Annotated in this window: 11 protein-coding genes and 2 pseudogenes; 11 read left to right on the forward strand and 2 right to left on the reverse strand. The window is 52.1% G+C overall.

From position 1 onward, the window contains the following. Window positions 1–78: 78 nt before the first annotated feature. The 9 genes from dnaA to I9018_RS00045 all read left to right on the forward strand — a co-directional run bounded on the left by dnaA (window position 79) and on the right by I9018_RS00045 (window position 14,500). Window positions 79–1,614, forward strand: a complete 1,536-nt coding sequence (dnaA, locus tag I9018_RS00005; protein WP_068576588.1) for a chromosomal replication initiator protein DnaA — start codon at window positions 79–81, stop codon at window positions 1,612–1,614. Between the two features lie 38 nt (window positions 1,615–1,652). Then, window positions 1,653–2,756 (forward strand): DNA polymerase III subunit beta, encoded by a 1,104-nt coding sequence (gene dnaN / locus I9018_RS00010; protein WP_068576591.1) that lies wholly within the window; start codon window positions 1,653–1,655, stop codon window positions 2,754–2,756. An 8-nt stretch (window positions 2,757–2,764) separates the two neighbouring features. Then, entirely contained in the window at window positions 2,765–3,868 is a 1,104-nt protein-coding gene (gene recF, locus I9018_RS00015; RefSeq protein ID WP_068576592.1) for a DNA replication/repair protein RecF, read from the forward strand. A 4-nt stretch (window positions 3,869–3,872) separates the two neighbouring features. Beyond that, window positions 3,873–6,290, forward strand: a complete 2,418-nt coding sequence (gyrB, locus tag I9018_RS00020; protein WP_068576594.1) for a DNA topoisomerase (ATP-hydrolyzing) subunit B — start codon at window positions 3,873–3,875, stop codon at window positions 6,288–6,290. A gap of 921 nt (window positions 6,291–7,211) precedes the next feature. After that, window positions 7,212–7,850 carry a Tn7 transposase TnsA N-terminal domain-containing protein gene (locus I9018_RS00025; protein ID WP_241108430.1) on the forward strand — a complete coding sequence of 213 codons (639 nt, stop codon included), beginning with the start codon at window positions 7,212–7,214 and terminating at the stop codon, window positions 7,848–7,850. Continuing rightward, window positions 7,831–9,795 (forward strand): DDE-type integrase/transposase/recombinase, encoded by a 1,965-nt coding sequence (locus I9018_RS00030; protein ID WP_241108431.1) that lies wholly within the window; start codon window positions 7,831–7,833, stop codon window positions 9,793–9,795. Before I9018_RS00025 ends, I9018_RS00030 begins: the two co-directional genes overlap by 20 nt. After that, window positions 9,782–10,723, forward strand: a complete 942-nt coding sequence (locus I9018_RS00035; RefSeq protein ID WP_241108432.1) for a TniB family NTP-binding protein — start codon at window positions 9,782–9,784, stop codon at window positions 10,721–10,723. The genes I9018_RS00030 and I9018_RS00035 overlap by 14 nt, the downstream gene beginning before the upstream one ends. 71 nt (window positions 10,724–10,794) lie before the next feature. Further along, on the forward strand, window positions 10,795–12,618 hold the full coding sequence (locus tag I9018_RS00040; protein ID WP_241108433.1) for a TniQ family protein: 1,824 nt from the start codon (window positions 10,795–10,797) through the stop codon (window positions 12,616–12,618). A gap of 274 nt (window positions 12,619–12,892) precedes the next feature. Next, the gene (locus I9018_RS00045) at window positions 12,893–14,500 is read left to right on the forward strand and encodes a hypothetical protein (protein ID WP_241108434.1); all 1,608 of its coding nucleotides are present in this window, start codon (window positions 12,893–12,895) and stop codon (window positions 14,498–14,500) included. Between the two features lie 60 nt (window positions 14,501–14,560). Here I9018_RS00045 and I9018_RS00050 read toward each other — a convergent pair. Continuing rightward, window positions 14,561–14,840 (reverse strand): annotated as a pseudogene (locus I9018_RS00050) (transposase); the annotation flags it as partial. A 267-nt stretch (window positions 14,841–15,107) separates the two neighbouring features. On the opposite strand from I9018_RS00050, the gene I9018_RS00055 reads away from it, so the two are divergent. Further along, window positions 15,108–15,503: an antitoxin Xre-like helix-turn-helix domain-containing protein gene (locus I9018_RS00055; RefSeq protein WP_241108435.1), complete on the forward strand. Its 396-nt coding sequence runs from the start codon at window positions 15,108–15,110 to the stop codon at window positions 15,501–15,503. 211 nt (window positions 15,504–15,714) lie between these two features. On the opposite strand, the pseudogene I9018_RS00060 reads toward I9018_RS00055, so the two are convergent. Further along, window positions 15,715–16,865: pseudogene (locus I9018_RS00060) on the reverse strand (IS3 family transposase). A gap of 104 nt (window positions 16,866–16,969) precedes the next feature. On the opposite strand from I9018_RS00060, the gene I9018_RS00065 reads away from it, so the two are divergent. Further along, window positions 16,970–17,179 carry a hypothetical protein gene (locus I9018_RS00065; RefSeq protein WP_241108436.1) on the forward strand — a complete coding sequence of 70 codons (210 nt, stop codon included), beginning with the start codon at window positions 16,970–16,972 and terminating at the stop codon, window positions 17,177–17,179. The last annotated feature ends 247 nt before the right edge of the window (window positions 17,180–17,426 follow it).

Consider the following 17,426-nt stretch of genomic DNA (forward strand, 5'->3'; position numbering starts at 1 on the left):
ATGTGGATAAGTGGACGGCCGACCGTTACAATGGCTGCTTGTTTTTGCCTCACCGGCTTTCAACTTCAGGGGATATCCGTGTCAGTGGAACTTTGGCAGCAGTGCGTGGAGCTTCTGCGTGATGAGCTGCCTGCCCAACAATTCAACACTTGGATCCGTCCGCTACAGGTCGAAGCCGAAGGCGACGAGTTGCGTGTCTACGCACCGAATCGTTTCGTTCTCGATTGGGTCAATGAAAAGTACCTGGGCCGCGTGCTCGAGCTGCTGGATGAACATGGCAATGGCGTGGCGCCCGTTCTTTCCTTATTAATAGGCAGCAAGCGCAGCTCGGCTCCTCGTGCCGCGCCTAACGCACCGCTGGCCGCAGCCGCTTCCCAGGCATTGCAGGCGGCTGCCGCGGCCAAGGCTGCAGCAGAACCTGCTGCGCCGGCTCCGGTTCCTGCTCCGGCCAAGAAGGCCGCCGAGCAGAAAGCCGATCAGACCAGCGAAGAGCCCTCTCGTGACAGCTTCGACCCCATGGCGGGCGCCAGCTCGCAACAGGCCCCGGTACGCACCGAACAGCGCACCGTCCAGGTAGAGGGCGCGCTCAAGCACACCAGCTACCTGAACCGTACCTTCACTTTCGAGAACTTTGTCGAGGGTAAGTCCAACCAGCTGGCCCGTGCTGCGGCCTGGCAAGTAGCGGACAACCCCAAGCACGGCTACAACCCGCTCTTCCTTTATGGGGGCGTCGGCCTGGGTAAGACCCACTTGATGCATGCCGTGGGTAACCACCTGCTCAAGAAGAACCCGAATGCCAAGGTCGTGTACCTGCATTCCGAGCGCTTCGTGGCAGACATGGTCAAGGCGTTGCAGCTCAATGCCATCAACGAATTCAAGCGCTTCTACCGTTCGGTGGACGCACTGCTGATCGACGATATCCAGTTCTTCGCCCGCAAGGAGCGTTCCCAGGAAGAGTTTTTCCACACCTTCAACGCCCTCCTCGAAGGCGGCCAGCAGGTGATTCTCACCAGCGACCGTTATCCGAAGGAGATCGAGGGCCTGGAAGAACGCCTCAAGTCCCGCTTCGGCTGGGGCCTGACGGTAGCGGTAGAACCGCCGGAACTGGAAACCCGGGTGGCGATCCTGATGAAGAAGGCCGACCAGGCCAAGGTCGAGTTGCCTCACGATGCGGCGTTCTTCATCGCCCAGCGGATCCGTTCCAACGTCCGTGAACTGGAAGGCGCGCTCAAGCGTGTCATCGCCCACTCGCACTTCATGGGACGCGATATCACCATCGAGTTGATCCGCGAATCCCTGAAGGACCTGTTGGCACTGCAGGACAAACTGGTGTCTGTGGATAACATCCAGCGCACCGTTGCCGAGTACTACAAGATCAAGATCTCCGATCTGTTGTCCAAGCGACGTTCGCGTTCCGTTGCCCGCCCACGCCAGGTGGCCATGGCCTTGTCCAAGGAACTGACCAACCACAGCCTGCCGGAAATCGGCGATGTGTTCGGCGGTCGCGACCACACCACGGTGCTGCACGCTTGTCGCAAGATCAATGAACTTAAGGAATCCGACGCGGACATCCGCGAGGACTACAAGAACCTGCTGCGTACCCTGACCACTTGATGATTCCAACGCAGCTTATTAAGGCAAGGGACTAGACCATGCATTTCACCATTCAACGCGAAGCCCTGTTGAAACCCCTGCAACTGGTCGCCGGCGTCGTCGAACGCCGCCAGACCTTGCCGGTGCTTTCCAACGTGCTGCTGGTTGTCGAAGGCCAGCAATTGTCGCTGACCGGTACCGACCTGGAAGTCGAACTGGTCGGTCGCGTACAACTTGAAGAACCGGCCGAGCCTGGGGAAATCACCGTCCCGGCTCGCAAGCTGATGGACATCTGCAAGAGCCTGCCCAACGACGTCCTGATCGACATCAAGGTCGATGAGCAGAAGCTGGTGGTGAAGGCCGGCCGTAGCCGCTTCACCCTGTCGACCTTGCCAGCCAACGATTTCCCGACGGTGGAAGAAGGCCCGGGCTCCCTGACTTGCCAGTTGGAGCAGAGCAAGCTGCGTCGCCTGATCGAACGCACCAGCTTCGCCATGGCCCAGCAGGATGTGCGCTACTACCTCAATGGCATGCTGCTGGAGGTTTCCGCTGGCATCATCCGCGCCGTGGCCACCGATGGTCACCGTCTGGCCATGTGCTCGATGCAGGCCGACATTGGCCAGCAGGATCGCCACCAGGTGATCGTGCCGCGCAAAGGTATCCTTGAACTGGCCCGTCTGCTCACCGAGCCGGATGGTAACGTCAGCATCGTCCTGGGCCAGCATCACATCCGTGCCACCACCGGTGAGTTCACCTTCACCTCCAAGCTGGTGGACGGCAAGTTCCCGGACTACGAGCGTGTACTGCCTAAAGGCGGTGACAAGCTGGTGCTGGGCGACCGCCAGGCCCTGCGCGAGGCCTTCAGCCGTACCGCGATCCTGTCCAACGAAAAGTACCGCGGCATCCGCCTGCAGCTTGCCAACGGCCAGCTGAAGATCCAGGCCAACAACCCGGAGCAGGAAGAAGCCGAAGAAGAAGTAGGCGTGGAGTACAACGGCGGTTCGTTGGAAATCGGCTTCAACGTCAGCTACCTGCTGGATGTGCTGGGCGTGATGACCACCGAGCAAGTCCGTCTGATCCTGTCCGACTCCAACAGCAGTGCGCTGGTCCAGGAATCCGACAACGACGACTCGGCTTACGTTGTCATGCCGATGCGCCTGTAATCAGCTAGATGTCCCTCAGTCGTGTCTCGGTCACCGCGGTGCGTAACCTGCACCCGGTGACCTTCTCCCCTTCCCCTCGCATCAACCTCCTCTACGGCGCCAACGGCAGTGGCAAGACCAGCGTGCTGGAAGCCATTCATCTGCTGGGGCTCGCCCGCTCGTTTCGCAGTGCCCGGTTATTACCGGTGATTCAGTATGAGCAGTTGGCTTGCACGGTGTTTGGCCAGGTCGAATTGTCCGAGGGAGGGCACAGCAACCTGGGGATATCCCGAGACCGCCAGGGCGAATTCCAGATCCGTATCGACGGTCAGAACGCTCGCAGTGCGGCGCAGCTGGCAGAAATACTGCCGCTACAGTTGATCAATCCAGACAGTTTTCGCCTGTTGGAAGGAGCTCCGAAGATCCGTCGGCAGTTCCTGGACTGGGGAGTGTTCCATGTGGAACCTCGCTTCATGTCCACCTGGCAGCGCTTGCAGAAGGCCCTGCGGCAGCGAAACTCATGGCTGCGGCATGGTACACTTGACGCCGCTTCGCAAGCGGCCTGGGACCGGGAACTGTGCCAGGCCAGCGCTGAAATCGATGAATACCGCCGCGCATACATCAAAGCCTTGAAACCAGTCTTTGAGCGGACCTTGGGCGAGTTGCTGGAGCTCGAGGGCCTGACACTTAGCTATTACCGTGGTTGGGACAAGGAACGCGAGCTTAGTGAAGTCCTCGCGAGCGCCCTGCACCGTGATCAGCAAATGGGTCATACCCAGGCCGGCCCGCAACGTGCTGATTTACGTCTGCGCCTAGGCGGACACAACGCTGCGGACATCCTGTCCCGTGGCCAGCAAAAGCTGGTGGTCTGTGCATTGCGCATTGCCCAGGGGCATCTGGTTAGCCAGGCCCGCCGCGGTCAGTGTATTTATCTGGTGGATGACCTGCCGTCCGAACTGGACGAGCAACACCGTCGCGCACTTTGTCGCTTGCTGGAAGACTTACGCTGCCAGGTGTTCATCACCTGTGTAGACCACGAATTACTGAGGGAAGGCTGGCAGACGGAAACGCCAGTTGCTTTGTTCCACGTGGAACAAGGCCGTATCACCCAGACCCACGACCATCGGGAGTGAAGGCATGAGCGAAGAAAATACGTACGACTCGAACAGCATCAAGGTGCTGAAAGGTTTGGATGCCGTACGCAAACGTCCCGGTATGTACATTGGTGACACCGATGATGGTAGCGGTCTGCACCACATGGTGTTCGAGGTGGTCGACAACTCGATCGACGAAGCTTTGGCCGGCCATTGCGACGACATCAGCGTCATCATCCACCCGGACGAATCCATCACCGTACGCGACAACGGTCGCGGTATTCCGGTCGATGTGCATAAAGAGGAAGGCGTTTCCGCGGCAGAGGTCATCATGACCGTGCTGCACGCCGGCGGTAAGTTCGACGATAACTCCTATAAGGTTTCCGGCGGCCTGCACGGCGTGGGTGTATCGGTAGTGAACGCACTGTCCGAGGAACTGGTCCTGACCGTGCGCCGTAGCGGCAAGATCTGGGAACAGACGTATGTCCACGGTGTTCCACAGGAACGGATGAAGATCGTTGGCGACAGCGAAACCACCGGTACCCAGATCCACTTCAAGCCATCGGCTGAAACCTTCAAGAATATCCACTTCAGCTGGGACGTCCTGGCCAAGCGGATTCGCGAACTGTCCTTCCTCAACTCTGGCGTCGGCATCGTCCTCAAGGACGAGCGCTCCGGCAAGGAAGAACTGTTCAAGTACGAGGGTGGCCTGCGTGCCTTCGTCGAGTACCTGAACACCAACAAGACGGCGGTCAACCAGGTATTCCACTTCAACGTCCAGCGTGACGATGGCATCGGCGTGGAAGTCGCCCTGCAGTGGAACGACAGCTTCAACGAAAGCCTGCTGTGCTTCACCAACAATATTCCCCAGCGCGACGGCGGTACCCACCTGGTGGGCTTCCGTTCGGCACTGACCCGTAACCTGAACAACTACATCGAGCAGGAAGGCCTGGCCAAGAAGCACAAGGTCGCCACCACCGGTGACGATGCCCGTGAAGGCCTGACCGCAATCATCTCGGTGAAGGTGCCGGATCCGAAGTTCAGTTCCCAGACCAAGGACAAGCTGGTGTCTTCCGAAGTGAAGACCGCCGTCGAGCAGGAGATGGGCAAGTACTTCTCCGACTTCCTGCTGGAGAACCCCAACGAAGCCAAGCTGGTGGTCGGCAAGATGCTTGACGCCGCCCGTGCTCGTGAAGCCGCGCGCAAGGCCCGTGAGATGACCCGCCGCAAAGGCGCCCTGGATATCGCCGGCCTGCCTGGCAAGCTGGCGGACTGCCAGGAGAAAGACCCTGCCCTTTCCGAACTCTACCTGGTGGAGGGTGACTCCGCGGGTGGTTCTGCCAAGCAGGGCCGTAACCGCAGGACCCAGGCAATCCTTCCACTCAAGGGCAAGATCCTCAACGTCGAGAAAGCACGCTTCGACAAGATGATCTCCTCGCAAGAGGTTGGCACCCTGATCACCGCCCTGGGTTGTGGCATTGGTCGCGAAGAGTACAACATCGAGAAGCTGCGCTATCACAACATCATCATCATGACCGATGCTGACGTCGACGGTTCGCACATTCGTACCCTGTTGCTGACCTTCTTCTTCCGCCAGTTGCCGGAACTGATCGAGCGCGGCTACATCTACATCGCCCAGCCACCGCTGTACAAGGTCAAGAAAGGCAAGCAAGAGCAATACATCAAAGACGACGACGCCATGGAAGACTACATGACCCAGTCGGCTCTGGAAGATGCCAGCCTGCACTTGAACGAAGACGCCCCTGGCATTTCCGGCGAGGCCCTGGAGCGCCTGGTCAACGACTTCCGCATGGTCATGAAGACCCTCAAGCGTCTGTCGCGCCTGTATCCACAGGAACTGACCGAGCACTTCATCTACCTGCCACCGGTCAGCATCGAGCAACTGTCCGACCACACCGCCATGCAGGAATGGCTGGCCAAGTACGATGCCCGCCTGCGTAACTCCGAGAAGTCTGGCCTGGTCTACAAGGCCAGCCTGCGTGAAGATCGTGAGCGTAATGTCTGGCTGCCAGAGGTCGAGCTGATCTCCCACGGCCTGTCGAATTACGTCACCTTCAACCGCGACTTCTTTGGCAGCAACGACTACAAGACTGTCGTATCCCTTGGCGCCCAGCTGAGCACCCTGTTGGATGAAGGTGCCTACGTCCAGCGTGGCGAGCGCAAGAAAGCAGTGACCGAGTTCAAGGAAGCCCTGGACTGGCTGATGGCGGAAAGCACCAAGCGTCACACCATCCAGCGATACAAAGGTCTGGGCGAGATGAACCCTGACCAGCTGTGGGAAACCACCATGGACCCGACCATGCGTCGCATGCTCAAGGTCACCGTGGAAGATGCCATCGCCGCCGACCAGATCTTCAACACCCTGATGGGTGATGCGGTCGAACCTCGTCGCGACTTCATCGAAAGCAACGCCCTGGCAGTGTCCAACCTGGACTTCTGATCAGGTGTAGGATCCCAGAATAGTTGCTCATTTTCACAAATAGATGGTTCACCTAACCTGTGGATTAGGAATCCATTGTAAAGAAGGCCCGCTTATAAAGCGGGCTTTTTTTTGCCTCCGAAAATAGTGTAATTATTCACTTGGCACGACTTTTACTTAAAAATAGATCATAAATACGGGTAGGTTTAAAAAGAGAGATGAGGAGAAGATTGGAGAAAGGGATTAGAAATCAAGGCACGCTTAGAAAGGTAAGCGTGTTAATAGGCTGAAGTGCTTAAGGATTTTAATAACTCTACATATGTAAGCTGATGATAACTTTCGTAAAATTTCGTGCTTGTTTTTAAAAAATTGATTTCTGGGTGATTAACTATTTAAAGCAATATTATACATTGCAAACTTAGGGTGAATACCTTAGTTGCCTTCTGAGAGCGAAAAAAGTGTACGGTTTTCAGTGGTGAATCGTAGATTTTACGAGTGCCGTGGAATATGATTTGACAATCAGTTGTCGAAAAAATCAAAGTCCTGGAAGGTAAATCAAGACCTTATTTGAAATTACTCATGCAAACCATGATTTCGCAACGGTGAATCCTGCAAGCTTAGAGCGTAACCCTATAAATGATGCGGGACTTAAATTAAACAGCTATCAAATCAAAGAGGAGAAAATTATGAAAAGCGGGAGGTGTGAAATGTAAAAACGCGACCAAAACCAAGGGGTTTTGACCGCGCCGATTTGAAGCGATATTGCAGGCTTGAGAACCGCAATTTCGGCTTTTTTTCAGCGCCTGTCAATCCCCTCCCATAATTTCGACTTTATCGAGGCCGCTCGACGGGGAAGTGTTGCCTGTCGATTGTGGACCTCGTGCACCGGTCTGTACCTGGTTGTCTAGGTGCAGCGATGGTGCGCGTCTGTGGAGGTGTGCGATGGCAGTACGTAAAGTAGTTACTCGCAGTTCGTGTCATTTCAGGGGGTATTTCCCTTCCCTGAAAAACGGCCACCCTGTTGCCTGGGAGTCCCAGTTAGAGGGCGGTTTGTTCCGCCTGCTGGAGCTGTCCCCGTTCGTTATCCGCTATGAGGCACAGCCCAGTAGGGAAAGAATTGCCATGGGCGATGCCTTGGTAGATTACGTCCCTGATCTGCGTGTGTTCCTTGAAAATGGGAGCGAGTGGTGGATCGAAGTCAAACCAGCGAGGAAGCTTTCAGTCCTTAGCGTTAAGCAAAAGCTGAGAGCAGCCTCGATACATTTTCCTGCCACCAATCGAAATTTTTTAGTTGTTACGGATGAGCTTATTTGGCGAGAGCCATTGGCGACAAATCTCCAAACAATCCTGTATCACCGACGGGGGCCATTAATGTCGTCCGCGGATTATGCGGAAGTTAGTTTCGAACTGAATAAACACAAACCTCAGGTCTTTCATGACGTCGTTTCATTGTTTGGGCGAATGGAAGCGTGGCGCTTGTTGGGACTGTGCGTTATTGGCGTCGATCTAGAAGAGCCTTTGGTAGAGGATTCACAGGTCTATATTTCAGGAGGACATCGCCATGCAAACATTTTCGCTTAAGGCAAGATTAGTTGTAATTATCAACGGAACGACAATGTCACTACAGCGGCGGCTAGTGGATAGACGCTTGCTTTTCGTTGATCAACTCGGTGAGCCAACAAAGTTAAAGGAAAGCGAATTTTATCTCGGTTATGAGCGCCGAGAGATCGAAGTCTGTGAGGACCAACCGTATCTAGGCGAGATTCCAACTGTTAGGAATGTAGCCCCGGATCTAACTTGCTTCGCATCCAACCACAGCAATGAGGCGTTACGTCGTCGTACGTATTTAGAGGGCCTTACAAGAGGCCAAACAGTTTTGCCAAGTTTTAGCGTGTTAACAGAAAAAATAAGTGAAATAGCAAAAGAATTAGACGATGTACGTACACCATCAATATCTACAATTAGAAGATGGTACTCAAAATTCTCAGGTGGAAACGTTGTAAAGCTGGTCCCAAAACACTCAAAAAAAGGAAGGGCCAACGCAGTATCTGGCGAGCTAGAAGAAATATTAAATGGCGTGATTGAGGATATTTACCTGAAACCTGAGCGCCCAGAAATCTCGAAGGTAATTGTCGAATATCAAAAACGTATAGATGAGAAAAACGCGACTCGCCTTCCCTCTCTCCAACTGAAAAAACCATGTGGTATGACTATTCGAAGGTACATTGCAAAGCTTGATCCCTATGAGGTTGATATTCATCGTTTGGGTAAACACGCTGCGAAAAAAAAACACCGAACGGCAATCGAAGTACTCACTGTTGCCGACATCCTGGATCGATGGGAAATTGATCATACGCTTATGGATGTGTTGTTGGTGGACGAAGATACAGGACTAGTCATTGGTCGTCCGTACATTACCGTCGTCCTTGATAAGTTTTCGCGAATGATCATGGGTTACTTGATTCATCTAGCTGCGCCCAATACCGAGACCGTTCTTCGCGTCATCGAACGCTCTATTCGTCCTAAAGAGGAATTGTTGAAACGCTTTCCGGAGGTAGAAGGTGAGTGGCGAGCACATGGGCTACCCACGCGAGTCGTTCCTGATAACGCAGCTGAATTCCATGCAGATGATTTGATTTCCGGGTTTAACGAACTAGGGATTGAGATTATGTATCCCCGATCTAGAGGTCCGGAGATGAAAGGGTCGGTCGAAAGATTCTTCCGTACTCTGAATACTGGATTGATTCATGGTTTACCTGGAACGACGTTTTCGAATATTCAAGACAAGGGAGATTACGATTCGGAGAAGAATGCTTGTTTCACATTGGCCCAGCTTGAGCGCAGTGTCGTGAAATGGATTGTCGACGGATATCATCAAACCCCTCATCGATCTCTTGGCGAAAGGACGCCAGCCCAAATTTGGGCTTCTGCAGAGGCAGATCGATTGATCAAGCTGCCCGTTGATCTAGATGAACTTGAATGTATTCTTGCGCGCCGGAGGTCGGTGAATATTCATCACTACGGTATTGAAGTTGACGGTCACGGTTACCATTCACCTGAACTTGCTGACTTGAGGATGAGAATGGCTCCTAAGGAAAAAGTCAGCGTTCGATTCCGTGACGAACTAAGCCATGTATGGGTACACGATCGTTTTAGAAACGTGTTTTTACAGGTGCCGGTTAAAGATAAGCGTATGCTTGGGTTAAGCCGTGACCTATGGAAAGCGGCAAAAAAAGCCCTACATACAAAAGGTGACGATAAAACTAGTTTCGAAAAGGTCCATCAATGCTATCGCGATTTGGCAAAAGATGTGGAAAATGCTCGCCATTCTCATATTTTGCGGCAACGTCGGGCAGTAACTCGTGCCAAGTTAGATAAGGACGGTTGGAAGCTCCCCAACGTTAAGTTGGCGTCCGCTCCGGCCAGCATGGACTGGTTGGACATGCCTGTTACAAGCGATGTAACCACAACATTCAGAGTTATTCATCGTCAGCCTAAAGGAGGACTGAATAATGAGCAATCTTGAGGAAGATCGCACTCCATTTTCTTTGAGGCATCACTTCATACTTAGTCCGCAAGCGGAGCGGGCTCTGGCCAGGCTGGTGGAGGTACATGGAGACACACGCCGCACAGGCACCAGCAAGGGACTTGTTATCCAGGGACCGAGCGGTGTAGGGAAAAGCACATTGATCAAAGAGTACGTCAGGGAGTGGGAATCTACTCACCCTCCGAAACCTGGCCATCGTCATGTGCTCAGTGTCGAAATTCCTTCCTCTCCAACCAAAAAGAACTTAGCAACGGCGTTGCTGGCAGCAATGAAGGATCCTTACGCGGATTCACGAAGTCATTCTGCGGAAACGAAGTTTGTAAGGATTGTTCTGCTTTTGAGCAGCCTCGGTGTTGAGGTTGTCGTTTTGGACGAAGCGCAGCATCTTGTAGATTACAAGCGCAATGACGCATACGAGGCGGCAGATTGGATCAAGAGTCTGATGAACGAAACGAGCATAGCGTTTGTCCTGGTGGGCCTAAAGCGGACTGAAGGCTTACTTCTGGCGAACGAGCAACTGCGACGAAGGTTCTCTGCCACCGTTGATTACAACCGATTCATGATCACGGAAACCTGTTGGGCCCAATTTGCGACGCTGCTTCGGGTAATTCACGAATTGTTGCCGGTGAAGTCTATAAGCTTTTCAAATAAAGAGATGATTCAACGGTTCTATCTGGCTTCATTTGGATTGATTGACTATTTGATAAAGGTCGTCGATCGCTCTGTATGGCTGGTCCAGCATCGTAATGCTGAAGGTATTAATTTAGAAATACTTTCTGAAGCATTTAAGGATGAGGTTTGGAGTTCTGCATCTAAAGACCGTAATCCATTCAACCATGCGTTCGATTTTAGTCCTTTAACTGGCGCGCGTGAGCCGTTTGAAAATTTTGACATCATCGCGGCTTGATTCAGTTCAGTGCCAGGAATTTATTCTGGCACTGAAATCTATCATCAAGAGAATGTTACAGGACATAGTTAATGTTTGACTTATTGATAAATCCTGCACCTGAGCACGACGAGAGTTTGTTGGGTTACCTACACCGCTTAGGAAGTTGTAATGGCCTATGGAATGGCGAGCTGATTAAGCTATTTAAGAAGCTTCCAGAGGATGAAGTGAGTGCTTGGCTGAATCGAGACTCTAAACCATCAAGCTGGCATGATGTAGTGAAAGAAATCAGAAAGCCAAAATTTAACAATCAGAAAATTTGGTCGTTAGCTTGTTCTAAATACTGTCCAGATTGCTTAGCATCCAGTTTTTATTGGCGGGAGCTTTGGGACTTTACTTTTTATACGACCTGCACGATCCATGGTGTAGAGCTTCTATATATGTGCCATAACTGCCGAGAAAAGATTACTCATAAGCTATTGAGTACGATGAATTGTGAGCGCTGTGGATACTCCGTGGTTTCGGAACGTTTGGTGAATAAGGAAGCGGATGAATCAAAACTATGGATATCGAATGAGCTTGAAAAACGGTTAAGATTTGGCGTTATTCCTAGTTCGATAGGAATGGATTCGTTAACATATGGTCAGTTCCATTTTTTAGCTGTTCGTTTTGCTGTGCGGGCCTTAAGTCGCTACCGTCATATGAACATGACGGTAGCCTCAATGGCCTCGCAAAATATTGTTCCTGTCCTAGCCAAGACGGCTGGACAGATTCTGATGGGCTGGCCAAAAGCATTTCATGATTTGCTTACCGACCTTATGCAACACCAGCAATCAGGTCTTTCATCGAAATTAGGCGCTGCATTCGGGCTGATTTATAATGATATTTTTTTATCACTGACTGACCGATGTTACGATTTTGTTCGTATAGAATTCGAGAATTACGTTGTTAAAAACTGGGCGGGCCCACTGGCGATGAGAAATCGACGGTTGAGCGAATGTACGCTCCTTGAACATCGATGGCTTACATATAATAAAGCAGCGGAGATAACTGGTCTTCCAAAAAGTTTTCTTCGGAGAATGCAATCCTCAGGTGAGCTTGACGCCCGTAAATTTAATTATTCGTGTGGTAAAACGGTCACGGTAGTAGACATTGAAGATGCACGAAGAATCTCATCAATTGCACATGAGCCCGTAAATTTGCAAGAGGTGTCTCGTTTATTATGCTTAAGTAAAAAGCGCGTCGAACAACTTATCAATTCTAAGATATTGAAGTTTTTCGGTGGAGTACCGCAAACTGGTGAAAAGTGGCTAATTGACTATGCTTCAATAGAGGCTCTAGCTCCTGATGATTTTCTTCCATTTGCACGCGATGACTTCGTAACAATATCACAAGTCGCAAAGTACTATCTTCCTACATCTGGCGGTTTGGCAGAGTTGGCTAAGGCGATCAAGTCAGGGGAAATTTTAGTTTTTTGCAAATCAGAATCTGAACTTTTGAATTTTGGTAAATGGCTTATCGATCCCGGAGAACTTGTACGAAAAGGCATCAAACATTCACTTTCGTCGCATACACGGAGCATGTCCGTCACCGAAGCCGCAAAGATGCTAGGTATAAAATCAGAGGTGTGTTACTCCCTCGTTCGTCTCGGTCGACTGCGTAGCGAAACTGTTCAATGTTCTAGGCGAGAGGCGAAAGTTATAACGCTTGCAGCAGTAGAACATTTTAAGCGTAACTATATTCTTGCTCCGGAAGTGGCGAAGGTCTTGGGAATATCAGTCGTTAACGTTTTACCTCATTTGATAAAAAGAAGTTTCTTTCCCGTTGTTGGCCCTACTATTTCAGGTGCTCACTGCCGGCAGTATGTATGGCGACGAAGAAAAAAACTTATAGATTTTTTAGCTTCGACAGCTTAACTTTCTAATTAACTTGAACACCAGGCCAAAAGCAATCACGAACGGTTACGGCTAAACCTGAGTAAAGGTGTATTGGCCGCACACTTACGTTGATAGCCCGCAACGGTTGGTTAAATAGCGGCAGAGGGCGTGAGTCACATTGATCTGTAGTAAAAATGACGTGGAATCGTAAAGAAAGTGAGAGGACTGTCCTCCCATACTAACACCACGACCGCCGTGCTGAGCCACTCGCCGCGCTGCATCAACAACGTGTCACCAGCTCAAGGAGATAGCTGTGCAGAAAAACCGTAGTATTGCCGGTGTTGAGATTTTTCGAGCTAGCTCTGCTCACGAAGATAGTGTCTACAAAAGAATCAAACGTGCCGTCTTCGGGAGCTTCAGCCCGGGTCGTTACACCGACAAGGCTATTATCGTCACAATCGTGAACCTGATGTACAAAGAGTATTACGCCATCTTGGATGAGTTCCTGCCGATGGTGCAGCCACGAGACTTTGTCACCTTTTTGGTTTCCGAGTACGAACGCTATGGTCAGGTTTCCGACGCCCATAAGCTCCAAAAGCTGTCCGAAGAAGATGACGATTTCTGGCAGGCATATGCGCTGCATTCCCGAAGGGGCATCAAGCATGTGCTCGAGCTGTTGTGCCGCTCGAATATGGCAGCAGGCAAAGTCGCCAGAACTCAAGAAGAGCAGGAAGATGCGATCTCTATGGTCTTCATCGCTGCTGAGGAGCTGGTCAGCCTGTACATGAGGAGCGACAACTATAGGGGCTTCTTGGACGAGGTCACGCTGACGCTCGATCCGGACGAGTTCACGTACTTCCATGTGGAAGAAGATGGCAAGCTCAGATTTGACATTCGTCAGTCGGTAAGTGACTTTGAAAAATATGTGCCTTCTCCCATGTTCCTCCAGGACACGGAAGCGCACGCCGAGATTCTGGATGCAAGTTTCTTGGAGACTCTTGGCCTGAGCTACAAGGACACGCTGGGCACTCTTGCGTGGGTCATCGAGCACTTTAGCGACAAGGATAATCCCGAAGCGCTTGGCACGTTCGAATGGAAGGAGGCGATCGAAACGATCACTTTGACTTTTCGCATCACTCCGGAGCAGGCGGAGCTGCTCCTAAATGGTTTTAGCCTTAGCGCGCAGACCATGGAGGATCGGGAGCTGTTTCGTCCAAAACAGGAGTATCGCGCTTACAAGCGAGCTTTCTTTAGAGATCCCGTTGATGGCGTTGACTGGGTATTTTTCTCCCGTCGTATGGCCCGGGAGTGCCTGAACATTCTGATCGCGGATGTGCCGTTTAAAAAGTTGCCCCCCGAGTGGCGGTCTACAAACGTAAAAAAAGCACTCGACGTCTTGTCACTCAGAGCCGGACGATGGTTTGAGCAGGTCGTCGAGCGAAACCTCAAAACCTTGGGTATTGCCGGGTCATCGTCGGTCAAGGCCTTATCGCTCGGTAACGGTCAAACGCTGAGGATTCCATCAAATGTCGGTGAGATTGATTTCCTTGGATTTGATGAAGCGCAAAAAATGCTGGTGATCATTGAGGCCAAGCAGGTCGGATATGCGATCGAACCTCGGATGTTTCGAGATGATCAATCCAAGTTCATCGAAGGGGCGGACAGCTACAGCGCCAAGTTCATCAAGAAATATAATTGGGTGCTGGATAACGTGGAAAGTGTCGAAAAACACTTCGCCTACAAATTTAATCTGGAGACCAAGCTTGAGCTGGTCGGCTACGCGATGGTCACGTTGTATCCGACTATCGTGTCCACCAAGATCAAGGAGTTCTCCTGCGTATCGATCTGTGAGTTCATGAAAAAAGCTGACGGCAGTGATGCTTGGCCGTTCAGCCAAACCCCACTGAAAAAAGCGGAGTGACAAAAAGGCTCTACTTGCGCAGAGCCTTTTTAAGCGTACGGGGAATACGCCTTGTGCAGGCTAGCCCGGCATCCACTGGTGCGGCAGCAGTTGCTCGACTCGCTGGTCTTCTGCGTCGGCAACCGCATCAGCACATCCTTGAGGTACGCGTACGCATCATGCCCGTTCATGCGCGCCGACTGGATCAGGCTCATGATCGCCGCAGCCCGTTAACCGCTGCGCAGCGATCCGGCGAAGAGCCAGTTTGACCTACCCCGAGCGCCCACGGCCTGATCTGGTTCTCCACGGCATTGTTGTCTATGGGGACGGCACCGTCATCGAGGTAACGCGTCAGCGCTACCATTGCCTTGGCAGTGCTGAGCCCTCGGGCACAAGCGCGCGTTGAACCTCTATGGCGATGTCGAAGCCTTCGACCGGAGCAACTTCTGGCAGCCAAATTCTGGCTGTCCAACGGAATCCCCACACACCAATAACGCAATCTACGACGAGCACACGGTTGAGGCGACCTCGCCGTTATCGGTTGGGTGATTGCAATCGCTGATCGAATCTACCTGATTGCAAAGAGGAAATCAGGAGTAAACTGATTTCAAGAAATTGGATGGAAAGCATGATGAGCTTCGAGCGTCTTACCGAGCAGCATTCCTCGCTCGCCCTGAAAGTAGCGCTGCGGATAATTCGTGCCTGGCAGGCCTCACCTCACCAAGCATGCCAGATCCTCCGTATCTCGCCTTCTACTTATCGCCGTGCCTCACAAGTAAGGAGCGCAGGCCGAAGACTTGATAGGGACCAACAGCAACGGATTGGGATAGTGCTAGGCATCCATGCATCGCTCCGAACTGTCTTTAGCAATCAAGCTAATGTCACTGGCTTTCCGAGCCTCAAAAACGCCAACGCTTTCTTCCGCGGCCGTTTGCCTCTAGAGATCATGTCCCAAGGCGACATGATCTCGCTCTACGAGACGTTCAAACATATCGATCAATTGAGGCATCTAGGTGAAGCGTAGAGGCATACCGAGTTAGACCAAGGTGAGTTCGCCAGACGCTTACCGTTCAAGATCAGTCAGGGGGTGAGTATTAAACAGCTTAGATAAAGGCGCTCTTCGAAGCGCCTTTTTATTGTGAGTATGTTGGTTGGTCAGCTAGAGCCTTAATTTACGATGCGATGCGAATACCTGTTGCACCGTAGCGGCGGATGAGTGAATCGCCCCGGATTCTCTAGACACCTTGCAAACTCATTGCGTAACGCTTTTCAAACTCTACCGGTGACAGCTGATTGTTGAAACCATGACGGCGTTTTGCGTTGTAGAACATCTCGATGTAGTCGAACACATCGCTACGAGCATCTTCCCGCGTGGTGTAGATTTTTCGCTTGATCCGTTCCCGTTTCAGAAGCCGGAAAAAGCTCTCGGCCACGGCGTTGTCATGACAGTTGCCTCGGCGACTCATGCTGGCAACCAAATTGTTTGCCTTCAAAAAGCTACGCCAATCGGAGCTGCTGTACTGGCTGCCTTGGTCGGAATGAACCATCACCTCTTGCTTCGGTTTACGCCTCCAAACCGCCATCAACAACGCATCAATAGCCAAATCACTGGTCATCTGCGACTTCATTGACCAGCCAACGACCTGCCGAGAAAACAGATCCAGTACCACCGCCAATTACAACCAGCCTTCATACGTACGAATGTACGTGATGTCGGTTACCCAAACCTTGTTGGGTTCCACAACATCGAACTGGCGCTTCAGCAAATTGGGTGAGGCGACCGCTGGCTTACCGCCGTACTTCCCTGGGCGGCGTCGATAACCTGTCTGAGAACGCAGACCTTCAAGACGCATCAGCCTCGCCACACGATGACGACCACAATCCTCACCGACCTCGCGCAGATCGTCGTGGATTTTGCGATAGCCATAAACGCCGCCACTCTCCAGCCAGGAATGCTTGATCAAACCCAGCAGTCGCTGGTCGTCTTTGGCTCGTACAGATTGCGGCTCAGACAGCCAGGCGTAATAACCGCTGGGATGGACTTTCAGCGTCAGGCAAAGCCGTCGAATCGAATAGTCGCCCGCGCGCTGCTTGATAAAGGCGTACTTCAGCAGCATTCCTTGGCAAAGTACGCGGCGGCCTTTTTTAAGATGTCTCGCTCTTCAGTGACGCGCTTGAGTTCCGCTCGCAGACGACGTAGCTCAGCGTGCTGATCATCATCCTGCTGCCGTTCTTCTTGAGGTTTGCTGTAGCGCTTTATCCAGGCATAGAGGCTATGCGTCGACACACCAAGACGGGCCGCTACGTCAGCGACGGGAAGCTTCTTTTCGGTCACTTGATTGACCGCTTGGATTTTGAATTCTTCGGGATAACGCGGGTTGCTCATGGCACCTCCTGATTGGCCTCATTTTAAGGCATGGAGGTGTCTACGAAACCCGGGGCGATTCAGACCGGTGGCAAGGGAGGAGCCACTTTAAAGAGATGGCGGCCTTGACTTTGATGGGCCGTGTTATTGAGCCTGAGGGATTTAAATATCCAGAAGCCCTCCTGCGCTTGGTGGCAGATCCATGGCTGGATAGCTTGGTTGAGCAGCCGGCAGCGATCGGCTCGATCCACATCAATGGCAAACAGTTCACGGGATACGTGCCAATCCCCAGCAATCAAATGCCAATGTTGGTGAGCTCGGCGAATCGATTGTAATTTGTTGAGCTCAATGGAACGCCATTACGGTATCGCAAAGCATTGATTAACGAGCTCCACTTGAATACAGCCCAAGACTAGTGCTTATGCGACGCCGCTCCACCAAATCCAGGTTATCTGTTGACGCCGATGCCGAATTGACCCACCTGCTGAAGCAAGACTGACCCAACTCCAAGTATGCACAAATCCAATGAAGGCAATGGTTCGCGAGGAACAGACTGGGTCAGTGACGTCTGGGCAACTGGGT

The sequence above is a fragment of the Pseudomonas sp. MPFS genome (assembly GCF_022537035.1).
GTDB classification, from domain to species: Bacteria; Pseudomonadota; Gammaproteobacteria; order Pseudomonadales; family Pseudomonadaceae; genus Aquipseudomonas; species Aquipseudomonas sessilinigenes.